We start from the raw sequence: 22,893 nt of genomic DNA on the forward strand, positions 1-22,893 counted from the left end.
ACTCCTTAAGCGTCCCGAAACACGTTCTCGACAATGGCTACCACCGCCATCGCTTTATAGCGGTCTTTGTTGAGCGCGAAGTACTCCTCGGCCAACACGATGTCGTGCATCCCCGCGCCGACGCTATCGACGGCAACCCAGGTGCGGTCTTTCATCGGCTGCTGGTTGTCATCCAACTGAGTGATGAGCAGCAGGTTGCTGCCCCGTAGCTCATCGCTCTTTTGTGTGGCCACGACATGTCCGGTAACTTTTGCGAGAATCATTGTTTTTATCGCCTTATATCAATGCGTTACTTGCCTAAACGCTCAAGAACCTGACGGATCACGCGCTCCACGTTCTGCTCGCTGATGTCACCTTCTGCCTCTGCGGTGGCCGCCGTCGCGAAACGGTTGTCGCCGTGGGTACTGAGGGTGGCGGCTGGGGCAGGGGAGGTGAAGCGCGCGTCGTCAACGATGCTGCGGCGCGGGTCAACCGGCTGGCTGGTGATGGTCGGCTGCGGTTCCACGCGGCTGCCTGGTGCGCGTAGCTCGTCGATAGAGCGCACGCCGTAGCCCACTTTGCGGATATTGAGTAGGTTCATCGGGCCGACGTTATCGGAGCTGGAGCCACCGCCCACCGCGCCGCAGCCTAAGGTCAGCGCCGGGGTGATGTTGGTGGTCGCGCCAATGCCGCCGAGGGCCGCGGGCGTGTTAATCAGAATGCGGTTAACCGGTTTTTCAAGGCAGAACTGACGGATAACATCCTGGTTGCGGGTGTGGATCACCAGCGTATGGCCAAGGCCTTCGTTGGTCAGCAGCTCCACCACGCGATGGCAGGCGGCTTTCCAGTCCTCTTCCACGTACAGGCCAAGTACCGGGCACAGTTTTTCGCGTGAGTAAGGGTTTTTTGATGAGACGGTGGTCTGTTCAGCAATCAGTACACGGGTGCTGGCCGGTACGCAGAAGCCCGCCATCTGGCTCAAATAGAGCGCCGTTTTGCCGACGACTTTCGGGTTGATGGTGCCGTTCGGACGCAGCAGCAGGGCCGCCATTTTCGCCGCTTCGCCGTCGTTCATAAAGTACGCGCCCTGGGCTTCCAGCTCGCGATGTACTTCATCGTAAATACAGCCTTCGACGATGATCGACTGCTCAGAAGCGCAGATCACGCCGTTATCGAAGGTTTTGCTGGTGATGATATCTTTCACCGCATGAGGAATATCGGCGCTGCGCTCGATAAACGCCGGGCCGTTACCCGGGCCGCCGCTGATGGTTGGCGTGCCGGAAGCGTAGGCCGCGCGCACCATGCCTTCGCCGCCGGTCGCCAGGATAAGCGACACGTCTTTGCTGTGCATCAGTTCAGAGGTGGCTTCCAGCGTCAGTTCGGTCACGCCGTCAACGATGCCGGCCGGTGCGCCCGCCGCTTCTGCCGCGCGTTTGACAATCTCAATCGCTTTCCAGCTGCACTGACGTGCGCCCGGATGCGGCGAGAAGATGATGGCGTTGCCGGCTTTCAGGGCAATCAGCGTTTTGTAGATGACCGTTGAGGTCGGGTTGGTTGAGGGTACCAGCGCGCAGATCACGCCCAGCGGCACGCCCACGTCCATCACTTTTTTCTGTTGATCGTCATGAATGATGCCGACGGTCTTCATATCTTTGATGGCGTCGTAAACGCGCAGCGAGGCAAAACGGTTCTTCAGGACTTTATCCTGCCAGTTGCCGAAGCCGGTCTCTTCCGCGGCCATTTTCGCGAGCGCTTCGGCATGGTGCGCCGCTTCCTGGGCCACGTTTTTCACGATGGCGTCGATTTGCTGCTGCGAAAAGGTGGCCATTACCGCTTGCGCTTTTTTGGCGTTGCGCACCAGTTCTCGCGCGTTCTGGCGAGAGAGCAAATCGGTATCCAGTTCAATCATGAGTCTATCCTTCATCAGACGAAAAGAGTGCAGACGGGGCGTGCCCGGTCAGGTCATGCTTTATGCTGCGATGCGATTTTTTCGATGTCGTTATGCGGGCGGGCGATGACGCGGGAGGTCACCACTTCACCGATGCGTTTTGCGGCTTCCACGCCGGAGTCCACCGCCGCGTTCACCGCGCCGACGTCGCCTTTCACCATCGCAGTGACGAGGCCGGAGCCGACGTTTTCATAGCCGATAAGCTCGACGTTGGCGGCTTTACACATCGCATCTGCTGCTTCGATACAGGCCACCAGACCTTTGGTTTCAATCAGACCAAGCGCTTCTTTCATCATTTTCTCTCCGGTTATTCGCTAATTTTGTAGTGCGAGACAATCTTGTTGATGTCGTTATGTGGACGCGCGATAACCAGCGAGGTCACCACTTCACCAATGCGCTGCGCCGACTCCACGCCGGAATCCACCGCCGCTTTCACCGCGCCGACGTCGCCTTTCACCATCGCGGTGACCAGGCCGGAACCGACGTTTTCGTAGCCGATAAGCTCGACGTTGGCGGCTTTACACATCGCATCTGCCGCTTCGATACAGGCCACCAGACCTTTGGTTTCAATCAGACCTAATGCATCACCCATTTGCGTTCTCCTGGCCTTAAGCCTTGTGTTTAATGACAATTTTGTTGATGTCGTTATGCGGACGTGCAATCACCAGCGACGTCACCACTTCCCCAATGCGCTGCGCCGATTCCACGCCGGAATCCACCGCCGCTTTCACCGCGCCGACGTCGCCTTTCACCATCGCGGTAACGAGGCCGGAGCCGACGTTTTCGTAGCCAATCAGTTCAACGTTGGCGGCTTTACACATCGCATCCGCGGCTTCAATGCAGGCCACCAGACCTTTGGTTTCGATAAGCCCTAATGCATCACCCATTGCTTCACTCCTCAAAACAGGTTGTGTGATTTCAGGAAAACCGTCCGTGTCACGGCGTTAACCCACGGCAGCGGCGTTCGGGATTCACTATAGGGACTAGCGGTTCTTGTGGAATTTAAATCTGAGTGTGAGTCTGATTTAGATAAAAACTCTGCCATTTAGCCTTTTATGGCCGCTGATTTATCTCTTTATGCTGTGGTGCGGGGAGGGATTTTGACGAAAGTAAGGTGCTTTTTTCAGCGCCCATGGCGTCAGTCACGAATGTTATGAAATTGCTAAATTTATACAAAAATCGGGTAACATAGCGCAGGGGCAACTGTGGTGAGGTTCAAATTTTGGCGGCGAGGCTAAACGCAAAAGATGCGCTTTTTTGCGAGGGGTAAGCGGCGGGAAAAAGCGCGTGCGCGATGGATCACAGTTTGCGGTCAGTGCGCCTGAGCAGCGTTAATTATTCAGAGGGGATTATGCTAAGTGGACTTAACCATCTGACCCTGGCGGTCAGCGACCTGACGCCAAGCGTCGCTTTTTATCACCGGTTACTGGGGATGCGCCTGCACGCCCGCTGGGATGGCGGAGCCTATTTGTCGTGTGGAGAGTTGTGGCTTTGCCTGTCGCTGGATGACCAGCGTCGCAACACGCCGCCCAAGGAGAGCGATTATACCCACTATGCCTTTAGCGTGGCGGAAGCTGATTTTGCAACGATGGCCGAGCGGCTGGCGCAGGCCGGAACGGTGGTGTGGAAGGATAACCGCAGCGAAGGGGCGTCGTACTATTTTCTTGACCCGGACGGGCACAAGCTGGAACTGCACGTTGGCAGTCTTGCCCAGCGACTGGCCGCCTGCCGTGAGCGCCCTTATCAAGGCATGGTCTTTTATGAGGACGATGAGATTTAGTTCAGCGCGCTACCGGATTTCAGCGTACAGATCCACAGCGGTGAGTTGATGGAACTGAGCAGAATCGCCTTGTCGTTAAGCTTCTGGGCGTTGAGAAACAGCCCGTCGTGGCTGTCGGACATCTCGCGCATAAAGTAGGCGAAAATCACGTCCGGCGACTCATCGATGGACGAGGCGCTCGACTCCCACTGGTTGATACGGTAGTGGCGTTCGGTGGCGGAAATGCGTTTGCTGCTGTAGCTGAATTTGACGTAGCGCTGTAGATAGAGCCAGCCGGCGGCCGAATCGGTATAGCCCTCGACCACCATTGAGCCTTTGCCATGGCTGCCAAAGTTGAAGTGAATGTTGCCGTTCACGTTCTCTTTTTCCATATTTTCAAAACGCATGATCCCTTTCGTGGAGCAGCTCATCACCCCGGCGTTTTCATCGGGCAGAAGACGCCAGGCGCTAAACCCGGCGACCGCGATAAAGATGAGCAGAGAAAGGGCAAAGAACGTACGCGGCGCGAGTTTCATTACGGCTTCCAGGAGTAGTAAAAGTAGTTATCGCAGTAGCTAAACGGGTTATCTTCATGCATCGCGCAGTGGGCGAGAAATACGCGCCCCAGGCCGTTGGTCTCCAGCCTGTCGCCGTAGAAGAAGAGGAAGCGCTCGCCGGGTTTGCACTCGACCTTCAGCCGCTCACGCACCTCATCGAAATTTTTCACGTAGGCGCTGGCGCTGACCGAGCGCAGCATCTCATCGCTGGCCAGCAGTTCGCACTGGCTATGGGTGATTTGGCTCAGGGTGATGGGGCGCGACTCTCGCACCCCCACCAGGCTAAGAATAAGTAGCAGCAGCGCAATGGTTAGCAGGCAGGCACCCGCGATATACCAGCAGGTGCCGCGCGCATGCGCCGTAGCGGGTGGGGTTTCCAGCGGCGTCTCTGGCGCGGCTTCGTCGACGATGACCGGCGGTTCCGGCATGGGGGCGGGCGGTGGGGTATCGTCCAGCGCCTCAATGACCACGTCCGGGTTGAGCTGCAAATAACCCCGCGACACGGTGACGATAATGTTGTCGATTCCGTAGTGGCGGAAGGTTTTGCGCAGCATACTCAGATATTGATTCAGGTTGCTGTTCGACGAGGTTAACCCATTGTCATCCCAGACTTTCTTGAGTACCTCTTCCCGGCTGACGATTCCGGTGTTATGCAAAAAGAAGAACAGCAGGGCGCTGGCGGTGATAGACAGCTGGCTGTCCGGCTCATCGCTTTGCGGCAGCGTTATCGTGCCATCCGTTGCGTCATAAATAAAACGGGCATTGATGTTGTAGCGCATCGCGGCCTCAGCCTATGTGCTTCACGCGGGAAGCGTCATCTTATTAAGAGATTCGACCAACGTTCGTCGGTGCTCGGCGCACATGGTGATCCCTTCCGTGAGTTCAGATAACCAGATGCCGTCTGCCGCATAGCGCACCAGCGTACCGGTGGGGCTATTATCCAGCGCGTCGCCACGCGCAAGGTGATCCAGCATCCAGTCGCGCCAGCATTTTCGCAGCACCGGTTCATCCGGCATGGCCAGCGACAGCACCATCAACTGGCGGCTTTCGTGCGTATCCGTCAGATCGGCAAGGTAGTTCAGATAGGCGCGGGTAAAGCGGCCATAGCTGACGCCATCCTGCTGCATCAACGCGATGATCGCTTCTTCCATAATCGCCAGCAGCCGGGTAAACAGTGCGTAAATCAGCGCCTGTTTATTGGGAAAGTGGTGGATTAACCCGCCTTTACTGACGCCAGCTTCCCGGGCGACAGCGTTCAGCGACAGGGCGGCAATGCCGTCTCGTCCGGCAATCATCGCTGCCGATTCCAGCAGCAGTTGATATAAACGGACCGGATCTTTTTTGCGGTGTTGGGCTTCCATGTTCATGGCCCGAATCATACCGACCAGACGGTATGATTATTTTTGACAGCGATCAAAGCGAAGGAGATGTCCGTATAAGGATTGTGGGTAATGCGTGAGAGGTCACAATTTGTGGTAGAAATCAGTTGGTTTCGGTCATATCTGTGCTTATTTTCATTTTAAAATATAAATCGGCCTAGACATTTTAATGGAGCTAAGCTGCCGACTATCATGGAGTAAATTATGAATCAAGCAACCAGAAAGCCGACTACAGTAGGGGACATCCTCCTGTTTGAATACCTGGAGCCGCTTGACCTTAAAATCAACGATCTGGCGGAAATGTTGCAGGTACACCGTAATACGGTAAGCGCGTTAGTTAACAATAATCGTAAGCTGACTATTGATATGGCGTTTCGCTTGGCTAAAGTGTTTGATACTTCAGCCGAATTCTGGATTAATTTACAGGCCGCTGTTGATGTATGGGAAACCGAAAACGACGCCCGTCTTCAGGTTGAACTTAATCAAATTGTTACGGCAGAAGACTTCCTGGCCGCACGCGTTAAAGCGAATAAAAACGCTGCGTAAAGTCGGGGTCAATCTTTCCTTCTACTAATGATAAAGGCCGCCGGAATATCTCCCTGCGGCCTTTTTTGTGTTCACTACCGTGACTTACTTCTGCGCAGCGCTTTTAGCTTTCGCTTTTGCGTTATCGCAGGCCGTCTGGTTTTTCGCACAGGCGTCTTTAGCTGCTTTCGCTTCTTTCTGCGCATTGGCTTTTGCCGTGCTCTTCGCCTGAGCGCACTGGGATGGATTGTTCTGGCAGGCGGTTTTTGCGTTGGCGACTGCCTGACCGTTGGCGGCATTCGCCGCACCCATTGCTAGCAGTGCGCAGGCGCCTAACATCATCGCGATTTTTTTCATGTTGCTTACTCCGCCGCAGCCTGGGCCAGATCGTTTTGAACCTGCTTACGCTGTTCAGCGGTCAGCACCTGGCTTAAGTCAAAGTAGTATTTCACTTTGTAGTAACGCACCTGCTGGTCAACCTTGCTGAACGCCGCCAGCTGTTTGTTCACGCCCGCTTCATCCCATTTGCCGGACTGGATCATGTTGATGATCATGCCGTCTTTAATATCCTTCATGGAGATAGCCTGAACGTTTTTCTCCAGTTGCTGGTGCAGGGTTTTCATTTTGGACACCTGGGCATCGGTCAGCTTCAGATGCTGAACGATAGGGTCCTGAGCCGGGGCTGGAGCAGCGGTGGTATCAGCAGCCTGAGCGGCGAAGGTCGCACCAGCAAGGGTGGCAACCAGTAAAGCGGTGCGGGTAAATTTTTTCATTGTAGTCATCCATAAAGCATTCAAATTGACGCCGAAGCGTCAGGCAACGGAGGAAAACCCCCCTGATTTTTGTCAGGGTAATGATAGGTTGCCAGCCAGTCTCAATGCTTGCGGATTGTTGTGTCTGTTGGTAACGATGGGAAACAATGACTCTATGAAATCATAACTGTTTACGTATTAAGACCTTCTTAAGGTTACGGTTTTCTTTTCGACCATTTCAGCAGGAAATCCATACCAATGGAAAGATGAAATTGTGCAAAGCATTTGCGATATCTGGCGTTGTTAATCAGATTTTACCTTTAGATAACAATTACTTTCGCCAAATGACATTTGGTTATAAAGCATAGCGAATCGTTATTTGTTCCACTGAGGGCGGTGTGGGAGCGTAAAAAGACAATACAAAAACAGGGGTATCCAGAAAGATTATGGCAAAGACAAAACAGACAATTGCACAGCTCGCACTTATCACTGGCCTGGTGGCTACCGGCTTGAGCACTTTCACCGCGCAGGCCGATCAGCTGGCGGATATCAAAGCGAAAGGCGTGGTCAAAGTGGCCACCTTTGATGCCAACCCGCCGTTTGGTTCCGTGGACGCGAAAACGCACGAACTGGTGGGCTACGACGTGGATTTCGCCAAAGCGCTGGCAAAATCGCTGGGCGTGAAGCTGGAACTGGTGGCGACCAACCCGGCTAATCGAATTCCATTGCTGCAATCCGGCAAGGCAGATCTGATTGTCGCCGACATCACCATTACCCCAGAGCGCGCACAGGTTATCGACTTCTCCACCCCGTACTTCGTTACCGGCCAGCAGTTCCTGGTACCGGCGACCGGCGGCGATAAGCTCGACGATTACAGCAAAGCGCGCATCGGCGCAGTGAAAGGCACGACCGGCGAGCAGACGCTGCATCAGCGCTTCCCGCAGGCGCGCGTGCTCTCCTATGACGATATTCCGCTGGCGCTCACCGCCTTGCGTAACGGCAACGTGCAGGCGATTACCCAGGACAGCACCATTCTGGCAGGCCTGCTGGGTGAAGCGCCGGATAAAGCCAAATTCAAAATCCTGCCGGACTTGCTCAGTAAAGAAGAGATTGGTGTAGGCGTGAAAAAAGGTGAACCGGCGCTGCTGAAAGCGGTGAATGATGAGCTGGTGGCGCTGGAGAAATCGGGCGATGCAGCGAAAATCTACGACACCTGGTTTGGTCCTTCCACTAAAGCGCCGCAGCCTCGTTCCTTCACCATAGAAGCAAAATAATATGTTGTCGGCTTTACTTTCTCGTTCCGCGGCGAAGTCCGCGGATTTTTCACATCTGCAGAATGCCAGCGTGACGTTCCGACAGGCAGTGAAAGAATACGGTAGTCATCGGGTGCTGAACGGCATCGATTTGACGATTAATCCCGGCGAAGTGGTGGCGATCCTCGGGCCTTCGGGGTCGGGGAAATCAACGCTGATTCGCCTGATAAACCAACTGGAAAGCCTCAGCGGCGGTGAAATCCTGATTGACGACAAGCCAACCAGCCAGCTAAGCGGCCGGGCGCTGCGCCAGCTGCGCAGCCGAATCGGCTTCGTCTTCCAGCAGTTCAATCTTTATGCCCATCTGACGGCAGCGCAGAACATCATGTTAGCGCTGGAGTCGGTGCATGGCTGGAAGCGCAACGATGCCCAGCGGCGTGCGCAGGAGTTGCTGCAAAAGGTCGGGCTTGCAGAAAAGGCCGATGCGATGCCTTCGCAGTTATCCGGCGGCCAGCAGCAGCGCGTGGCGATTGCTCGGGCGCTGGCCTCCTCGCCACAAATCATCCTGTTTGACGAACCTACCTCGGCGCTGGACCCGGAAATGATCGGCGAAGTGCTGCATGTCATGCAGTCGCTGGCGCACAGCGGGATCACCATGATTGTGGTGACCCATGAAATGCAGTTTGCCCGCGAAATTGCTGACCGGGTGGTGTTTATCGACGGCGGCGATGTGCTGGAGGTGGCGCCTCCGGCGGCGTTCTTCGGTCGCCCACAGCATCCGCGCGCGCGGCGTTTTCTGCAGAAGGTGCTGGACCCGCTGCATCAGGAGCGGACGGCGTGATGGTGAATTTTGACTGGCAGGGGGTGCTTAGCGGGCAGCCTCTGCAATGGATTATCTCGGGCTTTCTCACCACGCTGTGGGTATCGCTTGCCGGAATTGTGCTGGCAAGCGCGCTGGCGGCGCTGTTTTTACTGTTGCGTCTCGCCGGAGGGCGGTTGGGGCAGGGTATCACCGCCTGCTGGGTGTCGCTGTTTCGCAATACGCCGCTGCTGGTGCAACTGCTGTTCTGGTACTTTGCCGCATGGAACTTCCTGCCGCAGGGGCTGCGGGATTTTGTCAACGACCCGCACGATTGGTCGATTCTACCCGGCAACGTCTGGTGGCTGACGCCGGAGTTTCTGTGTTCGGCCTGGGGTCTTGGCGTCTTTACCTCGGCATTTTTAATTGAGGAAGTGGCGGCGGGGCTGCAAAGCGTGCCGAACGGCCAGCGTGAAGCGGCGCTGGCGCAGGGGTTTTCCACCGCTGGACTGCTGCGACATATTTTGCTGCCGCAGGGGCTGGCTAACGCCTGGCAACCGGTGGTGGGGCAGTATCTGAACCTGATGAAGCTCTCGTCGCTGGCGAGTGGCATTGGTTTCGCCGAGCTGACCTATCAGGTGCGGCAAATCGAAAGCTATAACGCGCATGCGCTGGAGGCTTTCGCGGTGGGCACCGTGCTCTATCTGCTGACTGGCGTGGCGTTGGGGCTGTTGTTGAGCCGTCTGGGACCCAAACCGGTAGGGCAGCCTAAGCGCGTGCGAAAATCGGCGGCGAGCGTCACGGGAGGGGTAGCAAATGAACGCTAATCTGGCGGTAATTTACGACAACCTCGACTATCTCTTATGGGGGCGACTGGCCGACGGTGAACCCGGAGGCGTAGTGCTAACGCTGATGATGGCGATAGGCGCAGGCGCGCTGGCGCTGCCGGGCGGCATTCTGCTAGCCTGCGCGGCGTGGCGATTTTCCGGTTTGATCCGGCGTTTGCTCTATCTCTGGGCGGAGGTGATACGCGGTATTCCGCTGATCTTCGTTATCTTCTGGCTGTGGTATCTGCTGCCGATGCTGACCGGGAGCGACCTGCCGGGCGCGGTGACGGTGACCCTGGCGCTGGCGTGGTTTACCGCCGCCTCGGTCATGCATTCGGTGCTGGCCGGGCTGCGCGCGCTGCCTGGCGGGCAGTATGAAGCGGCGCTGACCCAGGGCTTTAGCGCCGGGCAGAGCCTGCGGTTGATTCTGCTGCCGCAGACGCTGCGCAACGTGCTGCCTTCGCTGGTGGGGATTTTTATCAGCCTGCTGAAAGATACGTCGCTGGCGTTTATCGTCAACGTGCCGGAACTGACCACGGTGGCGGGGCAGGTGAACAACCGCGTACAGATCTACCCGACGGCGATATTTGTCTTTATCGGCGTAGTCTATTATCTGCTGTGCTTTGGGCTGGAAAGGGTGGCGAAACGCTGGCAGCGGCGGGTGGCGATATAAAAAACAAACCCGGCGTCGCGATGCTCGGCCGGGCTACGAATGACAGGTGTGGTAGCCCGGCCGAGGCATTTATGCCGACGCCGGGTTTAGCACATCACACGTTTTTACGTTCGATGGTTTGCTCGCCCCAGAAGAGCGCGTCTTTGTCCGTTTTGCTGAAGGCCAGTTCGAGAACGGCATCGCTGCCTTCTTCCCAGATTTTCTCTGCCGTCTTTTCATCATATTTCGCCAGCTCAAAAATCGCTTCGGCGATTTCGGGTGACGTATTGCGCAGACTGGCCCATTCACCAATGTGATGAGCCTTGCCTTCTTGTGTCGGCATATCGCTTCTCCCTTAAATCATTAGCCTTTCATTTTGACGGCCAGGCCTGCCACGTATTCACCCTGGTAACGAGCGATGGACAGCTCTTCCTGGCTTGGCTGGCGTGAACCGTCTCCGCCAGCGATAGTGGTCGCGCCGTATGGCGTGCCGCCGCGAACCTGAGAAACATCAAACAGCTCCTGGGCTGCGTAGCCAATCGGCACAATTAACATACCGTGGTGGGCGAGCGTCGTCCAGGTTGAGGTAATGGTCTGTTCCTGACCGCCGCCGGTGCCGGTTGAGCTAAAGACGCTGGCCAGTTTGCCGTATAACGCGCCGGACGCCCATAGGCCGCCGGTCTGATCGAGGAAGGTGCGCATTTGCCCGGCCATATTGCCGAATCGGGTAGGGGTACCGAAGATAATGGCGTCGTAATCAGCCAGTTCTTGTGGGGTGGCGACGGGCACCGCCTGCGCTTTGCCACCGGCTTTGGCAAAGGCTTCTGCTTGCATCGTTTCTGGTACGCGCTTGATGGTGACGTCAACGCCGTCGACCTTATTGGCGCCTTCGGCTACCGCTTTAGCCATCGTTTCAATGTGTCCGTACATAGAATAATAGAGCACCAGAACACTTGCATTTCCACTCATCTTAACTCTCCTGTGTCAAATTCGTCGGTTACCTAACAAGCATTTTTAAGCATAGTCGCTAATGACGGATTCGCTGCAACGATTCGGCTATTTATTCAGGCCGTTGTGGCATGATTTTTTGCCGCCGCTGCGCGCTTTGACGTACGCTGACACACTTTTATCCGATCGGCTTTTCTCCACCATAAGAGTCAATTACGCAACCGTAAGACGCCCATCTGGCAAAAACGGCGGGCAGATATGACAAAATGTGACCAATTTGCCTGCGCTGCCGCTGCGACGACTAACCTTATTACTACCCGTGCAGCACGGCGGGTGAACGCGCTTTGAATTACGTAATGCACTATGTCGTTCTCTCAACCGGAGGTCAGTAATGGCAAACCATCGTGGCGGTTCCGGCAATTTTGCCGAAGACCGTGAAAGAGCATCAGAAGCAGGTCGTAAGGGCGGCCAACACAGCGGCGGGAACTTTAAGAACGATCCCCAACGCGCCTCGGAAGCGGGCAAAAAAGGCGGGAAAAACAGCCATGGCAGTCACCGCAACAGCTAGCGGTGTGTGAATTGTCTGCCTCTCTCCTAACCGCCGGATAATCCGGCGGTTTCTTTTTCTGGCCGTAACCCGCAAAATAGGCATTGATGCCGTAAATAACAAGGAGAGGGCGCATGGCTCAGGATGCAGTAAAGAAAGGTGGCAAACGTTCGCAGGCCGTGAGCGCGAAAAAGCAGGCCATCCTTACCGCCGCGCTAAATACCTTTTCACAATACGGGATCCACGGCACGCGCCTTGAACAGGTTGCGGAGCTGGCCGGGGTGTCGAAAACTAATCTGCTTTACTACTTCCCCTCAAAAGAGGCGCTTTACGTGGCCGTGATGCAGCAGATCCTCGATATCTGGCTGGCGCCGCTGAAGGCATTTCGTGAAGATCTGGCACCGCTGGTGGCGATTAAAGAGTATATCCGCCTTAAGCTGGAAGTCTCGCGCGACTACCCGCAGGCCTCTAAGCTGTTCTGTCTGGAGATGCTGCAGGGTGCGCCGCTGGTGATGGATGAGTTGACCGGCGACCTGAAAGCGCTGGTCGCGGATAAATCGGCGATTATTGCCGCCTGGGTTCAGGCTGGAAAGCTCGCGCCTATCGACCCGCACCATCTAATCTTTATGATCTGGGCGACGACTCAGCACTACGCCGATTTCGCCACCCAGGTGGAAGCGGTGACCGGCAAAACCCTGCGTGATGAAACCTTCTTTCAGCAGACCGTCGACAACGTCCAGCGGATTATCATCGACGGTATTCGCGTCCGTTAGCTGGCGGGTGGCAGAGGGCAGCTCAGGTCGCCCTCTTCACACTGTAGCAGCGACGAGAGAAACGCCTCGCGCTCGTTGGTTTTGTCGGTCAGGCACTGGCTGTTCACCATCGGTTGCGCGCTGCCGCCGTGGCTACTGGAGCTGATAAACGCACAGTCCGCGTCCCGCAGCGTAATCCACACCGACTGGGCTTTCTTCAGTAACTCTCGCTGCGTAGGTTCCGCGCGCTTCAGAACATCCTGCCAGGTTTGATTGAGCTTTTTATCGGCCGCCTGATACTGCGCGGCGGAACAGGTATTCAAATCCGCCTGCGTGGTGGCATCGGCACATTCGTCCGCCAGGGCATAACCGCTGGTCAGCAGCAGGGCGAAGGCGGGTAAGAGACGTTTCATCGGTTGACTCTCCAGATTATTCATACGGCGCTTAGGCTCAGGATATAACACGATTTTACCCCCGAATCTCCTCCAACCACCGTTCGTTTTTCCGAATTTGAAAGGTGACGCAACGATCGACTGGACGCCTTTGGTGTAGAAGGTTGATGATCGCGCATTCGCATGGGAGAGGAAAGGGAGATGACAGTGATGTCCGGCACTAACGTTCAGCCTCGGTTAAAGCTTTTCACGCTGGCGTGGCCGATTTTTGTGGAGCAACTGCTGCGGTTGATGCTCGGGTACGTCAGCGTTTTTATGCTGGGGCACTATTCCGACGAAGCCGTTGCTGCCACCGGCGTTGCCAACCAGATACTGGCAATTTCGGTGATCTTTTACGGGTTTTTGACCGTCGGCGTACAGATTGTGGTGGCGCAGCTGATTGGCGCGAAGCGGTTTAAGCGCGTTGAGCGGGTGATCACCAACGGGCTGGTGGTCGCTTTTCTCATTGGCGTGGCGATGAGCCTTATCTTTATCCTGTTCGGCGATGCGTTTCTGCGCATGCTGGGGCTCAGCGAGGCGCTGGTGGTCGTAGGGTCGCCGTTTATCCGTATTATTGGCGGTATTTCGGTGGTTATCGCTCTCTATTCGTCCATTTTGCCGATTCTGCGCACCCACGGCTATGTCCGCCAGGCGATGCTGGTGCCGATTACGGTCAGCGTAATTAACGTGGTGTTCAACTATCTCTTCCTCTACGGCAAGCTGAGCTTTCTCGACCTTGGCGTCACCGGGGTGGGGATTGCGGTGTGTATTGCCAACGTTATTGGCATGCTGATGTCGGCGTGGATGCTGAAAAAATACATTGGCTACGTGTTCCGCTGGCAGAAACTGAAACAGTGCTCGCGAAAGATGCTGGGGGCCATTTTACGCTATGGCCTGCCGTCGGCGGGGGAGAACCTCTCCTATGCGGGGTCGCAGCTGGTGGTGACGGCCATTATCGCTTTTCTTGGCACCGAGGCGCTGACCACTAAGGTGTACGCCTCAACGATCAGCCAGTTTGTTGCGCTGTTTGCCATGTCCATCGGCCAGGCCTCGCAGATTATTATCGGGCGTGCGGTGGGGGCGCGGGAGATAGACGCGGCGTACCGCCAGGGGATTAAAAGCTGGCGGCTGGGGCTGATGGTGGCCTTGTCCATCAGCGTGGTTATCTACCTGCTTGCCGAGCCGATTATGCAGCTCTTTACCCCCAATCAGGAGATTATCGCCCTGACCAAAAAGCTGTTTATGCTGTCGATTTTGCTCGAACTGGGGCGTGCGACCAATATCATTGTTATCAGCAGCCTGAACGCCACCGGCGACGTTCGTTTTCCGTTTATCTGCGGGATTATCGTGATGTGGATTGTCAGCCTGCCGTTTTCCTACCTGCTTGGCGTGTATATCGGCTGGGGGCTGGTGGGGGTGTGGATAGCCTACATTATTGATGAAGGGCTGCGGGCGATGCTGATGTATCGACGCTGGCACAGCCGGGTGTGGACGACAAAATCTGTATTTTAGCCAGTGAGTTCCCGGGGTCGCATACGCTCGCCCGGGCTACATTCGTGCATATTTGTAGCCCGGGCGAGCGTATTGTACGACCCCGGGATGTCCGCCTAATTAACCAATCGTCATCAGGCTGGCGTTGCCGCCTGCTGCGGCGGTGTTCACGCTGAGCGAACGCTCATGGTACAAGCGCTCCAGCAGCAGATTGGTTTCGCCGCGGGCAAAGCCCTGCACCGAAACAATCGCCCCGTCGCGCGCCGCCACCTGCTCGCAGAGTTCGCGCAGCTGGTCAGAGTCGCCGTGATAGATAACGGCATCAAAGAAGCTGTTCATCAAAGCTTCCGGCTTGGCGAAATGCACTCGCTCGGTCACAGCTTTCGGCAGTGACTTCGCCAGCTCACGCTGCAGTGGCGCATCCTGCCACAGCACTTCGCTGCCGACCGCCATTACCGCCGAGAGCTGCGTCAGCAGATCCGACTCATTATCGGCCACGCACAGTACCCGCTCACGCGGTACCAGCGTCCAGGTGTTGCGCTCGCCGGTTGGTCCCGGCAGCACGCGTTGGGTACCAGCCTGCGCCAGTTCGCTATACCGCTTGCTCTGCGCCAACTGTTCCGGACGACCCGCCATCCAGCTTTGCAGCTCGGTGAGCGGTTTTTCCAGCAGCGTTTTCAACTGCGTATCGACGACCTGACCGGCATCCTGACGGGCTAGCGTTTTCGCCAGCGCCGTTTCCGGGCGGCTTGCCAGCAGACGGTACAGGTACATCGGGCCGCCTGCTTTCGGACCGGTGCCGGAGAGGCCTTCACCGCCGAACGGCTGTACGCCCACGACCGCGCCGACCATATTACGGTTGACGTACAGGTTGCCAACCTTCGCACTGCCGGTGACCTGAGCGATAGTTTCATCAATACGGGTGTGCACGCCGAGGGTCAGACCGTAGCCGGAGGCATTAATCTGTTCAACCAGCGCATCCAGTTGATTACGGCTGTAGCGCACCACATGCAGCACCGGGCCGAAGACCTCTTTTTTCAGCTCGTCGAAGCTGTCGAGCTCAATCAGCGTTGGTGGAATAAAGGTCCCGCTCTGCCATTCGTGGCTGTCTTCGGCGTTTTCGCGTGCGGCCTGGAAGACAGTGCGGCCTTTGGCGCGCAGGGTCTGGATATGGTGTTCGATACCGGCTTTCGCTTCGGCATCAATCACCGGCCCGATATCGGTGGTCAGACGGCCAGGGTTGCCCATCCGGCACTCCGCCATGGCGCCGCGCAGCATGGTCAGCGTGTGATCGGCGATATCGTCCTGCAGGCAGAGAACACGCAGCGCCGAGCAGCGCTGGCCTGCGCTATCGAAGGCCGAGGCGACCACGTCAACCACCACCTGCTCGGTGAGCGCGGAAGAGTCGACAATCATCGCGTTCATACCGCCGGTTTCGGCGACCAGCGGCGTTGGGCGGCCCTGAGCGTCGAGACGGGTGGCGATATTGCGTTGCAGCAGGGTAGCGACATCGGTAGACCCGGTAAACATCACGCCGCGCACGCGGGCATCACCGGTCAACTGCGCGCCGACGGTTTCGCCACGGCCCGGCAGCAGCTGCACCACGCCTGCCGGTACGCCCGCTTCCAGCAGCAGGGCGATACCCTGTGCGGCAATCAGCGGGGTCTGTTCGGCCGGTTTGGCCAGCACGCTGTTGCCCGCGGCAAGGGCGGCGGCAACCTGACCCATAAAGATAGCCAGCGGGAAGTTCCACGGGCTGATACAGACCACTGGGCCCAGCGGGCGGTGGGTTTCATTATCAAAGTCGTCGCGAACCTGGCCGGCGTAGTAGTGCAGGAAGTCGACCGCTTCGCGTACTTCGGCAATGGCGTTGCTGAAGGTTTTCCCGGCTTCACGCACCAGAATCCCCATCAGCGGCTGCATCTGATCTTCCATCAGCACCGCAGCGCGTTCCAGAATGGCGGCACGTTCCTGCGGCGGAGTGGCAAACCAGATTGGCGCGTTGTTCACCGCGCTGTCCAGTGCCTGCTCCACTTCGCTGGAAGTCGCTTCGCGGACATAGCCCACGACATCTTTTGGTTCAGCCGGGTTAACCACCGGCACCATATCGCCGTCGGCAACTGGATGCTCCAGCATCGGCTTCGCCGTCCACTTATGCAGCGCGCTGTTGAGCAACGACGAGGAGAGGGAGGCCAGACGGTGTTCGTTGGCGATATCCAGACCGGCGGAGTTGACGCGGCCTTTACCGTAGAGATCACGCGGCAGCGGGATCTTCGGATGCGGCAGGCCGGATGCGCCTTCCTGCAGCGCCATCTTCTCAACCGCCAGCACCGGGTCGGCAACCAGCTCGTCCAGCGGCAGGCTGCTGTCAGCGATACGGTTAACGAACGAGGTGTTGGCGCCGTTTTCCAGCAGACGACGCACCAGATAGGCCAGCAACGTTTCGTGGGTGCCCACCGGCGCATAAATACGGCATGGACGGTTCAGCTTACCTTCCGCCACTTTGCCCACCACCTGCTCGTACAGCGGTTCACCCATGCCGTGCAGGCACTGGAACTCATATTGGCCCGGGTAGTAGTTATTGCCCGCCAGTTGATAAATCGCCGCCAGGGTATGGGCGTTGTGGGTGGCAAACTGCGGGTAGATCAGATTCGGCACGCCGAGCAGTTTTTTCGCGCAGGCGAGATAAGAGACGTCGGTGTACACCTTGCGGGTGTAGACCGGATAGCCTTCGAGGCCGTCCATCTGCGCGCGTTTGATTTCGCTATCCCAGTAGGCGCCTTTCACCAGACGGATCATCAGACGGCGACGGCTGCGGGTGGCGAGGTCAATCAGGTAATCAATGACGAACGGGCAGCGCTTCTGGTAGGCCTGAATCACGAAGCCAATCCCGTTCCAGCCCGCCAGTTCTGGCTCAAAGCACAGTTTTTCCAGCAGATCGAGGGAGATCTCTAAACGATCGGCCTCTTCGGCGTCGATGTTTATGCCAATGTCGTACTGGCGCGCCAGCAGGGTCAGAGATTTCAGACGCGGATAGAGTTCGTCCATCACGCGGTCGTACTGCGCGCGGCTGTAGCGCGGGTGCAGGGCGGAGAGCTTGATGGAGATCCCCGGGCCTTCATAGATGCCACGGCCGTTGGAGGCTTTACCGATGGCGTGAATCGCCTGCTGATAAGAGACCATATAGGCCTGCGCATCGGCGGCAGTCAGCGCGGCTTCGCCGAGCATATCGTAGGAGTAGCGGAAGCCTTTTTCTTCGAGCTTACGGGCATTGGCCAGCGCTTCGGCAATGGTTTCACCGGTCACGAACTGTTCGCCCATCAGGCGCATCGCCATGTCCACACCTTTACGCACCAGCGGCTCGCCGCTCTTACCGATAATGCGGTTCAGCGAGCGCGACAGGCTGGTTTCGTTGTGGGTAGAGACCAGTTTGCCGGTAAACAACAGCCCCCAGGTGGCGGCGTTGACGAACAGCGACGGGCTGCGGCCAATGTGTGACTGCCAGTTACCGTTGCTGATTTTGTCGCGGATAAGGGCATCGCGGGTGGCTTTATCTGGAATACGCAGCAGCGCTTCCGCGAGGCACATCAGCGCCACGCCTTCCTGAGAAGAGAGGGAAAACTCCTGCAGCAGGCTCTGTACCATCCCGGCACGGCCGCTGGCAGTTTTCTGGTTACGCAGTTTTTCTGCCAGTTTCCAGGCCAGTTGATGTGCCTGTTCAGCAATCGGCTGCGGCAGACGGGCCTGCTCCATCAGCATCGGCACGGCATCGGTTTCGCTGCGGCGCCAGGCGGCGGTGATCGCTGCTCGGGTGACGGATTGCGGCAGGATCTGCTCGGCGAACTCGAGGAACGGCTGGTGGATTTCTTCCGCCGGCTGGGCCGATTCATCGCTCTCGTTCGCGGCACCCGACAGCAGTGCAGGCAGCTCTGGCAGGACTTCATCGTTTTCCAGTTTTTCCAGATAGTTAAAAATCGCCTGCTTTATGAGCCAGTGAGGGGTGCGGTCGATACGTGTCGCCGCACTCTTAATGCGCTCACGCGTTGCGTCATCCAGCTTAACCCCCATGGTGGTGGTGCCCATGCCATCTACTCCTGTTGCTCGGTTGTCATGATAATTGCGTAACAGGAATATCCACCATGTTGCAACTTTGTGCAACCGTGTTAAATGTGATGTCTGTTGCAGGCTTAAAAATGAATTAATTGTTAATGGTAAAACTTATGGCAGGCGGCACTGGAAATGGGTATCGCGGGCTGATTTTATGCGCCACTTAACAGTTATTATCGGTGCAACCGTAAAAAGCGTGAGGGAGTGCAACCTATAGGAAAATGCTATCAGCAGGGTAATGCATTCGATGTAAATGCAGTGTTAAATCGTTTGTGAAAAAATTCCGCTTCCGTCAGGATACGGTCGCTTCAAATGATTGCCCCGTTCCGGCAATGATAAAGACGGCAAATTGGGATATTGCCGACGCATAATTCTGGAGAATTTAATGACTATTAGCACCCCAATGCTGGTGACCTTTCTTGTCTATATTTTGGGCATGATATTCATTGGCTTTATGGCATGGCGCAACACCAAAAATTTTGATGACTATATTCTCGGTGGCCGCAGCCTGGGCCCGTTCGTGACCGCACTTTCTGCTGGTGCCTCTGATATGAGTGGCTGGTTGTTGATGGGCCTGCCTGGCGCCATTTTCATCTCCGGTATCTCGGAAAGCTGGATCGCCATCGGCCTGACCGTCGGCGCGTGGATCAACTGGAAGCTGGTGGCCGGGCGTTTACGTGTGCACACCGAGGCCAACAATAACGCCTTAACGCTGCCGGACTACTTTACGGGTCGTTTTGAAGATAACAGCCGCGTGCTGCGTATTATCTCCGCGCTGGTTATCCTGCTGTTCTTCACCATCTACTGTGCTTCCGGGATTGTTGCCGGTGCGCGTCTGTTCGAAAGCACCTTCGGCATGAGTTACGAAACCGCACTGTGGGCGGGGGCGGCAGCGACCATCCTCTACACCTTTATCGGTGGCTTCCTCGCGGTGAGCTGGACCGATACTGTGCAGGCCAGCTTGATGATTTTTGCGCTGATCCTCACACCGGTTATCGTGATCTTCGCAGTCGGTGGCCTCGGCGATTCGCTGGAAGTTATCAAGCAAAAGAGCATTGAAAATATAGATATGCTCAAGGGACTGAACTTCGTCGCCATCATTTCACTGATGGGCTGGGGTCTGGGCTACTTCGGTCAGCCGCACATTCTGGCGCGCTTTATGGCTGCCGATTCCCACCACAGCATTGTGCACGCCCGTCGTATCAGCATGACCTGGATGATCCTGTGTCTGGCCGGTGCGGTTGCCGTGGGCTTCTTCGGCATTGCCTACTTCCAGAACAACCCGTCGGTGGCAGGACCGGTGAACCAGAACGCCGAGCGCGTGTTTATCGAGCTGGCGCAGATTCTGTTTAACCCATGGATTGCTGGGATCCTGCTGTCGGCGATTCTGGCGGCGGTGATGTCAACCCTGAGCTGTCAGCTGCTGGTCTGCTCAAGTGCGATTACCGAAGACCTCTACAAAGCGTTTCTGCGTAAAAACGCCAGCCAGAAAGAGCTGGTGTGGGTAGGGCGCTTTATGGTGCTGGTGGTGGCGCTGGTGGCTATCGCGCTGGCGGCAAACCCGGAAAACCGCGTACTGGGTCTGGTGAGCTACGCGTGGGCAGGCTTCGGTGCGGCGTTTGGCCCGGTGGTGCTGTTCTCGGTGATGTGGTCGCGTATGACTCGCAACGGCGCGCTGGCGGGGATGATTATCGGTGCTGTTACCGTAATCGTCTGGAAGCAGTTCGGTTGGCTGGGGCTGTATGAAATCATCCCTGGCTTTATCTTTGGCAGCGCGGGTATCGTCCTGTTCAGCTTGTTGGATAAAGCACCGTCGACCAGCATGCAGGAGCGTTTTGCGAAAGCAGACGCGCATTATCACTCTGCACCGCCGTCCCGTTTAAATAGCCCGGACGAGGTGCGATAGCACCGACTCCGGGGTAGCTCGGTGCACGATCCCGGCGTCGCTTTGCTCGGCCGGGCTACCCTTCTAAACGCCCGCAATTCTGCGGGCTTTTTTTACGTCGGTGCCTGATAACTCACGCAACTATATCGTCGCTATTCTTTTACATCTCGTCATTATTTCCCTCACATTTCGCTTGTGTTTATTTTTGGCTTAATGATAATCACTATCACTCACATTTACCTGTCTTTGCAAAAGTTGACGGCGTTACACATTTAAGGATGTCCACATGTTTGTGCCTTTTCTCATTATGCTGCGCGAAGGTCTGGAAGCAGCGCTGATTGTCAGCCTGATTGCCAGCTATCTTAAGCGCACGCAGCGCGGCCGCTGGATTGGCGTCATGTGGATTGGCGTGATTCTGGCCGCCGCGCTGTGCTTAGGTTTGGGCATCTTTATCAACGAAACCACCGGGGAGTTCCCGCAAAAAGAGCAGGAGCTGTTTGAAGGGCTGGTGGCCGTGGTGGCGGTGGTTATTCTGACGTGGATGGTGTTCTGGATGCGTAAGGTGTCCCGCAACGTCAAACAACAGCTCGAGCAGGCGGTGGATAACGCGCTGCAAAAGGGCAATAACCACGGCTGGGCGCTGATCATGATGGTCTTTTTCGCCGTGGCGCGTGAAGGGCTGGAGTCGGTCTTCTTCCTGCTGGCAGCATTCCAGCAGGATCTCGGTATCTGGCCGCCGCTGGGGGCGATACTGGGTCTGGCAACGGCCGTCGTGCTGGGCTTCCTGCTTTACTGGGGCGGCATTCGCCTCAATCTCGGCGTGTTCTTCCGCTGGACGAGCCTGTTTATTCTGCTGGTTGCGGCTGGGCTGGCGGCTGGGGCGATTCGCGCCTTCCACGAAGCGGGCCTGTGGAACGCTTTCCAGGACGTCGCCTTTGACCTGAGCGGCACGCTGACCACGCATTCGCTTTTCGGCACGCTGCTGGAAGGCATCTTTGGTTACCAGGAAGCGCCGAGCGTCAGCGAAGTGGCGGTCTATTTCCTGTATCTGATTCCGGCACTGGCGCTGTTCTTCTGGCCGCCGCGCGCTGCTACATCAACATCACGTATCGCCCCATAAGGCAGAAAACGGCTGTTTAGTGACTACTACTTATTGAAAGGGATGGACCATGACCAAAAACTTCCGCCGCAGCGCGTTGCAGACGGGCATCGCTGCACTCTTCTCTACGGCGTTTATGGCACAGGCTGCCGATATTCCGCAGGTTAAAGTGACGGTAAACGACAAACAGTGTGAACCGATGTCCATCACTGTGAACGCCGGTAAAACCCAGTTTATCATCCAGAACCATAGCCAGAAGGCGCTGGAGTGGGAGATCCTGAAAGGGGTCATGGTGGTGGAAGAGCGTGAGAACATTGCGCCGGGCTTCACCCAGAAGATGACCGCCAACCTGCAGCCGGGCGAATACGACATGACTTGCGGCCTGCTGACCAACCCGAAAGGCAAGTTGATCGTCAAAGGCGAAGCGACCAAAGATGCGGTGAAAGCCAACGCGCTGCTGGGCCTGAATGATGCCATTACCGCCTATAAAGCCTACGTGACTGCCGAAACGGCAGAACTGGTGAAAGGCACTAAAGCCTTTACCGACGCGGTGAAAGCGGGCGATATCGCCAAAGCAAAATCGCTGTATGCCTCGACTCGTCAGCACTACGAGCGTATTGAACCGATTGCCGAGCTGTTCTCCGACCTCGACGGCAGTATCGATGCCCGTGAAGACGACTACGAACAGAAAGCGGCGGATCCGAAATTCACCGGCTTCCACCGTCTGGAAAAAGCGCTGTTTGGCGACAACAGCGTCAAAGGCATGGAGCACTATGCTGACCAGCTGAACACCGATGTGCTGGAGCTGCAAAAACGTATCTCCGAGCTGGCTTTCCCACCGTCTAAAGTGGTGGGCGGCGCGGCTGGCCTGATTGAAGAAGTGGCGGCGAGCAAAATCAGCGGTGAAGAAGACCGTTACAGCCACACTGATCTGTGGGACTTCCAGGCTAACATCGACGGCGCGCAGAAGATTGTTGACCTGCTGCGTCCTCAGCTGCAGAAAGAGAACAGCGCGCTGCTGGCGAAGGTTGACGCTAACTTCAAGAAAGTGGACACCATTCTGAGCAAATACCGCACCAAAGACGGCTTCGAAACCTATGACAAGCTGACCGATGCGGACCGCAATGCGCTGAAAGGGCCGATCACCACTCTGGCGGAAGATCTGGCGCAGCTTCGTGGGATCCTGGGTCTGGACTAAGCAAG

At 56.6% G+C, this 22,893-nt stretch carries 26 protein-coding genes; 12 read left to right on the forward strand and 14 right to left on the reverse strand.

Features of this window, described 5'->3' with window-relative positions; genetic code table 11:
• Positions 1-5: 5 nt before the first annotated feature.
• From V6944_RS14395 to V6944_RS14415, 5 genes are read right to left on the reverse strand one after another with little or no spacing between them, the layout of a single operon-like run.
• Positions 6-263: a EutN/CcmL family microcompartment protein gene (locus V6944_RS14395; protein WP_333499451.1), complete on the reverse strand. Its 258-nt coding sequence runs from the start codon at positions 261-263 to the stop codon at positions 6-8.
• Positions 264-289: 26 nt separating this feature from the next.
• Positions 290-1,888, reverse strand: a complete 1,599-nt coding sequence (locus V6944_RS14400) for an acetaldehyde dehydrogenase (acetylating) (protein WP_333499452.1) — start codon at positions 1,886-1,888, stop codon at positions 290-292.
• Between the two features lie 53 nt (positions 1,889-1,941).
• On the reverse strand, positions 1,942-2,220 hold the full coding sequence (locus V6944_RS14405; protein WP_015585230.1) for a BMC domain-containing protein: 279 nt from the start codon (positions 2,218-2,220) through the stop codon (positions 1,942-1,944).
• 14 nt (positions 2,221-2,234) lie between these two features.
• Complete coding sequence (locus V6944_RS14410) at positions 2,235-2,519, reverse strand: BMC domain-containing protein (protein WP_115074640.1); 285 nt, start codon at positions 2,517-2,519, stop codon at positions 2,235-2,237.
• Positions 2,520-2,535: 16 nt separating this feature from the next.
• Positions 2,536-2,814: a BMC domain-containing protein gene (locus tag V6944_RS14415; protein WP_001540796.1), complete on the reverse strand. Its 279-nt coding sequence runs from the start codon at positions 2,812-2,814 to the stop codon at positions 2,536-2,538.
• A gap of 464 nt (positions 2,815-3,278) precedes the next feature.
• On the opposite strand from V6944_RS14415, the gene V6944_RS14420 reads away from it, so the two are divergent.
• On the forward strand, positions 3,279-3,707 hold the full coding sequence (locus tag V6944_RS14420) for a FosA family fosfomycin resistance glutathione transferase (RefSeq protein WP_333499453.1): 429 nt from the start codon (positions 3,279-3,281) through the stop codon (positions 3,705-3,707).
• On the opposite strand, the gene V6944_RS14425 is transcribed toward V6944_RS14420, so the two are convergent.
• From V6944_RS14425 to V6944_RS14435, 3 genes are read right to left on the reverse strand one after another with little or no spacing between them, the layout of a single operon-like run.
• Entirely contained in the window at positions 3,704-4,222 is a 519-nt protein-coding gene (locus V6944_RS14425; protein ID WP_333499454.1) for a FidL-like protein, read from the reverse strand. The two genes, V6944_RS14420 and V6944_RS14425, sit on opposite strands and share 4 nt — an antisense overlap.
• Positions 4,222-5,022 carry a winged helix-turn-helix domain-containing protein gene (locus V6944_RS14430; RefSeq protein WP_333499455.1) on the reverse strand — a complete coding sequence of 267 codons (801 nt, stop codon included), beginning with the start codon at positions 5,020-5,022 and terminating at the stop codon, positions 4,222-4,224. The genes V6944_RS14425 and V6944_RS14430 overlap by 1 nt, the downstream gene beginning before the upstream one ends.
• A 21-nt stretch (positions 5,023-5,043) precedes the next feature.
• On the reverse strand, positions 5,044-5,622 hold the full coding sequence (locus V6944_RS14435; RefSeq protein WP_333499456.1) for a TetR/AcrR family transcriptional regulator: 579 nt from the start codon (positions 5,620-5,622) through the stop codon (positions 5,044-5,046).
• 204 nt (positions 5,623-5,826) lie between these two features.
• Here V6944_RS14435 and V6944_RS14440 point away from each other — a divergent pair, with 204 nt between their 5' ends.
• Entirely contained in the window at positions 5,827-6,168 is a 342-nt protein-coding gene (locus V6944_RS14440; protein ID WP_333499457.1) for a HigA family addiction module antitoxin, read from the forward strand.
• An 84-nt stretch (positions 6,169-6,252) separates the two neighbouring features.
• On the opposite strand, the gene V6944_RS14445 is transcribed toward V6944_RS14440, so the two are convergent.
• The gene (locus V6944_RS14445; protein WP_185666472.1) at positions 6,253-6,504 is read right to left on the reverse strand and encodes a late histone H1; all 252 of its coding nucleotides are present in this window, start codon (positions 6,502-6,504) and stop codon (positions 6,253-6,255) included.
• 5 nt (positions 6,505-6,509) lie between these two features.
• The gene (locus V6944_RS14450; protein ID WP_333499458.1) at positions 6,510-6,920 is read right to left on the reverse strand and encodes a Spy/CpxP family protein refolding chaperone; all 411 of its coding nucleotides are present in this window, start codon (positions 6,918-6,920) and stop codon (positions 6,510-6,512) included.
• Positions 6,921-7,345: 425 nt separating this feature from the next.
• Between V6944_RS14450 and V6944_RS14455 the strand changes: the two genes are divergently transcribed.
• The 4 genes from V6944_RS14455 to V6944_RS14470 are packed head-to-tail and all read left to right on the forward strand — an operon-like array spanning position 7,346 to position 10,451.
• Positions 7,346-8,173 carry an ABC transporter substrate-binding protein gene (locus V6944_RS14455; RefSeq protein ID WP_333499459.1) on the forward strand — a complete coding sequence of 276 codons (828 nt, stop codon included), beginning with the start codon at positions 7,346-7,348 and terminating at the stop codon, positions 8,171-8,173.
• A 1-nt stretch (position 8,174) separates the two neighbouring features.
• Positions 8,175-8,993, forward strand: coding sequence for an amino acid ABC transporter ATP-binding protein (locus V6944_RS14460; protein WP_333499460.1), 819 nt, complete (start codon positions 8,175-8,177; stop codon positions 8,991-8,993).
• Positions 8,993-9,778 (forward strand): amino acid ABC transporter permease, encoded by a 786-nt coding sequence (locus tag V6944_RS14465; protein ID WP_333499497.1) that lies wholly within the window; start codon positions 8,993-8,995, stop codon positions 9,776-9,778. The genes V6944_RS14460 and V6944_RS14465 overlap by 1 nt, the downstream gene beginning before the upstream one ends.
• A complete protein-coding gene (locus tag V6944_RS14470; protein WP_333499461.1) occupies positions 9,768-10,451 on the forward strand; it encodes an amino acid ABC transporter permease in 684 nt (227 codons plus the stop codon). Before V6944_RS14465 ends, V6944_RS14470 begins: the two co-directional genes overlap by 11 nt.
• A gap of 94 nt (positions 10,452-10,545) precedes the next feature.
• Here the strand turns inward: V6944_RS14470 and V6944_RS14475 are convergent, their stop codons facing one another.
• Both V6944_RS14475 and wrbA read right to left on the reverse strand, forming a co-directional pair.
• Positions 10,546-10,773: a YccJ family protein gene (locus V6944_RS14475; protein WP_185666467.1), complete on the reverse strand. Its 228-nt coding sequence runs from the start codon at positions 10,771-10,773 to the stop codon at positions 10,546-10,548.
• 20 nt (positions 10,774-10,793) lie between these two features.
• On the reverse strand, positions 10,794-11,399 hold the full coding sequence (gene wrbA, locus V6944_RS14480) for an NAD(P)H:quinone oxidoreductase (RefSeq protein WP_333495713.1): 606 nt from the start codon (positions 11,397-11,399) through the stop codon (positions 10,794-10,796).
• A 370-nt stretch (positions 11,400-11,769) separates the two neighbouring features.
• On the opposite strand from wrbA, the gene V6944_RS14485 reads away from it, so the two are divergent.
• The gene (locus V6944_RS14485; RefSeq protein WP_185666466.1) at positions 11,770-11,946 is read left to right on the forward strand and encodes a general stress protein; all 177 of its coding nucleotides are present in this window, start codon (positions 11,770-11,772) and stop codon (positions 11,944-11,946) included.
• Between the two features lie 113 nt (positions 11,947-12,059).
• Positions 12,060-12,698, forward strand: coding sequence for an HTH-type transcriptional regulator RutR (gene rutR / locus V6944_RS14490; RefSeq protein ID WP_185666465.1), 639 nt, complete (start codon positions 12,060-12,062; stop codon positions 12,696-12,698).
• On the opposite strand, the gene V6944_RS14495 is transcribed toward rutR, so the two are convergent.
• The gene (locus V6944_RS14495; protein ID WP_333499462.1) at positions 12,695-13,090 is read right to left on the reverse strand and encodes a lysozyme inhibitor LprI family protein; all 396 of its coding nucleotides are present in this window, start codon (positions 13,088-13,090) and stop codon (positions 12,695-12,697) included. The two genes, rutR and V6944_RS14495, sit on opposite strands and share 4 nt — an antisense overlap.
• Positions 13,091-13,270: 180 nt before the next feature.
• On the opposite strand from V6944_RS14495, the gene V6944_RS14500 reads away from it, so the two are divergent.
• The gene (locus V6944_RS14500) at positions 13,271-14,620 is read left to right on the forward strand and encodes an MATE family efflux transporter (protein ID WP_333499463.1); all 1,350 of its coding nucleotides are present in this window, start codon (positions 13,271-13,273) and stop codon (positions 14,618-14,620) included.
• Positions 14,621-14,719: 99 nt separating this feature from the next.
• On the opposite strand, the gene putA is transcribed toward V6944_RS14500, so the two are convergent.
• A complete protein-coding gene (putA, locus tag V6944_RS14505) occupies positions 14,720-18,682 on the reverse strand; it encodes a trifunctional transcriptional regulator/proline dehydrogenase/L-glutamate gamma-semialdehyde dehydrogenase (protein WP_333499464.1) in 3,963 nt (1,320 codons plus the stop codon).
• Between the two features lie 409 nt (positions 18,683-19,091).
• Here putA and putP point away from each other — a divergent pair, with 409 nt between their 5' ends.
• The 3 genes from putP to efeO all read left to right on the forward strand — a co-directional run bounded on the left by putP (position 19,092) and on the right by efeO (position 22,888).
• Positions 19,092-20,612, forward strand: a complete 1,521-nt coding sequence (gene putP, locus V6944_RS14510) for a sodium/proline symporter PutP (protein WP_333499465.1) — start codon at positions 19,092-19,094, stop codon at positions 20,610-20,612.
• 265 nt (positions 20,613-20,877) lie between these two features.
• Entirely contained in the window at positions 20,878-21,711 is an 834-nt protein-coding gene (efeU, locus tag V6944_RS14515; RefSeq protein WP_185666461.1) for an iron uptake transporter permease EfeU, read from the forward strand.
• Positions 21,712-21,760: 49 nt separating this feature from the next.
• Positions 21,761-22,888: an iron uptake system protein EfeO gene (efeO, locus tag V6944_RS14520; protein ID WP_333499466.1), complete on the forward strand. Its 1,128-nt coding sequence runs from the start codon at positions 21,761-21,763 to the stop codon at positions 22,886-22,888.
• Positions 22,889-22,893 lie beyond the last annotated feature (5 nt).

Source organism: Kluyvera sp. CHPC 1.2972 (assembly GCF_036759925.1).
Classification (GTDB): Bacteria; Pseudomonadota; Gammaproteobacteria; order Enterobacterales; family Enterobacteriaceae; genus Kluyvera.

What these genes read in the sequence shown, in the direction of transcription:
- V6944_RS14395 (WP_333499451.1), bottom strand. Translation starts at nt 263, where the DNA reads ATGATTCTCGCAAAAGTTACCGGACATGTCGTGGCCACACAAAAGAGC.
- V6944_RS14400 (WP_333499452.1), bottom strand. Translation starts at nt 1,888, where the DNA reads ATGATTGAACTGGATACCGATTTGCTCTCTCGCCAGAACGCGCGAGAA.
- V6944_RS14405 (WP_015585230.1), bottom strand. Translation starts at nt 2,220, where the DNA reads ATGAAAGAAGCGCTTGGTCTGATTGAAACCAAAGGTCTGGTGGCCTGT.
- V6944_RS14410 (WP_115074640.1), bottom strand. Translation starts at nt 2,519, where the DNA reads ATGGGTGATGCATTAGGTCTGATTGAAACCAAAGGTCTGGTGGCCTGT.
- V6944_RS14415 (WP_001540796.1), bottom strand. Translation starts at nt 2,814, where the DNA reads ATGGGTGATGCATTAGGGCTTATCGAAACCAAAGGTCTGGTGGCCTGC.
- V6944_RS14420 (WP_333499453.1), top strand. Translation starts at nt 3,279, where the DNA reads ATGCTAAGTGGACTTAACCATCTGACCCTGGCGGTCAGCGACCTGACG.
- V6944_RS14425 (WP_333499454.1), bottom strand. Translation starts at nt 4,222, where the DNA reads ATGAAACTCGCGCCGCGTACGTTCTTTGCCCTTTCTCTGCTCATCTTT.
- V6944_RS14430 (WP_333499455.1), bottom strand. Translation starts at nt 5,022, where the DNA reads ATGCGCTACAACATCAATGCCCGTTTTATTTATGACGCAACGGATGGC.
- V6944_RS14435 (WP_333499456.1), bottom strand. Translation starts at nt 5,622, where the DNA reads ATGATTCGGGCCATGAACATGGAAGCCCAACACCGCAAAAAAGATCCG.
- V6944_RS14440 (WP_333499457.1), top strand. Translation starts at nt 5,827, where the DNA reads ATGAATCAAGCAACCAGAAAGCCGACTACAGTAGGGGACATCCTCCTG.
- V6944_RS14445 (WP_185666472.1), bottom strand. Translation starts at nt 6,504, where the DNA reads ATGAAAAAAATCGCGATGATGTTAGGCGCCTGCGCACTGCTAGCAATG.
- V6944_RS14450 (WP_333499458.1), bottom strand. Translation starts at nt 6,920, where the DNA reads ATGAAAAAATTTACCCGCACCGCTTTACTGGTTGCCACCCTTGCTGGT.
- V6944_RS14455 (WP_333499459.1), top strand. Translation starts at nt 7,346, where the DNA reads ATGGCAAAGACAAAACAGACAATTGCACAGCTCGCACTTATCACTGGC.
- V6944_RS14460 (WP_333499460.1), top strand. Translation starts at nt 8,175, where the DNA reads ATGTTGTCGGCTTTACTTTCTCGTTCCGCGGCGAAGTCCGCGGATTTT.
- V6944_RS14465 (WP_333499497.1), top strand. Translation starts at nt 8,993, where the DNA reads ATGGTGAATTTTGACTGGCAGGGGGTGCTTAGCGGGCAGCCTCTGCAA.
- V6944_RS14470 (WP_333499461.1), top strand. Translation starts at nt 9,768, where the DNA reads ATGAACGCTAATCTGGCGGTAATTTACGACAACCTCGACTATCTCTTA.
- V6944_RS14475 (WP_185666467.1), bottom strand. Translation starts at nt 10,773, where the DNA reads ATGCCGACACAAGAAGGCAAGGCTCATCACATTGGTGAATGGGCCAGT.
- wrbA (WP_333495713.1), bottom strand. Translation starts at nt 11,399, where the DNA reads ATGAGTGGAAATGCAAGTGTTCTGGTGCTCTATTATTCTATGTACGGA.
- V6944_RS14485 (WP_185666466.1), top strand. Translation starts at nt 11,770, where the DNA reads ATGGCAAACCATCGTGGCGGTTCCGGCAATTTTGCCGAAGACCGTGAA.
- rutR (WP_185666465.1), top strand. Translation starts at nt 12,060, where the DNA reads ATGGCTCAGGATGCAGTAAAGAAAGGTGGCAAACGTTCGCAGGCCGTG.
- V6944_RS14495 (WP_333499462.1), bottom strand. Translation starts at nt 13,090, where the DNA reads ATGAAACGTCTCTTACCCGCCTTCGCCCTGCTGCTGACCAGCGGTTAT.
- V6944_RS14500 (WP_333499463.1), top strand. Translation starts at nt 13,271, where the DNA reads ATGACAGTGATGTCCGGCACTAACGTTCAGCCTCGGTTAAAGCTTTTC.
- putA (WP_333499464.1), bottom strand. Translation starts at nt 18,682, where the DNA reads ATGGGCACCACCACCATGGGGGTTAAGCTGGATGACGCAACGCGTGAG.
- putP (WP_333499465.1), top strand. Translation starts at nt 19,092, where the DNA reads ATGACTATTAGCACCCCAATGCTGGTGACCTTTCTTGTCTATATTTTG.
- efeU (WP_185666461.1), top strand. Translation starts at nt 20,878, where the DNA reads ATGTTTGTGCCTTTTCTCATTATGCTGCGCGAAGGTCTGGAAGCAGCG.
- efeO (WP_333499466.1), top strand. Translation starts at nt 21,761, where the DNA reads ATGACCAAAAACTTCCGCCGCAGCGCGTTGCAGACGGGCATCGCTGCA.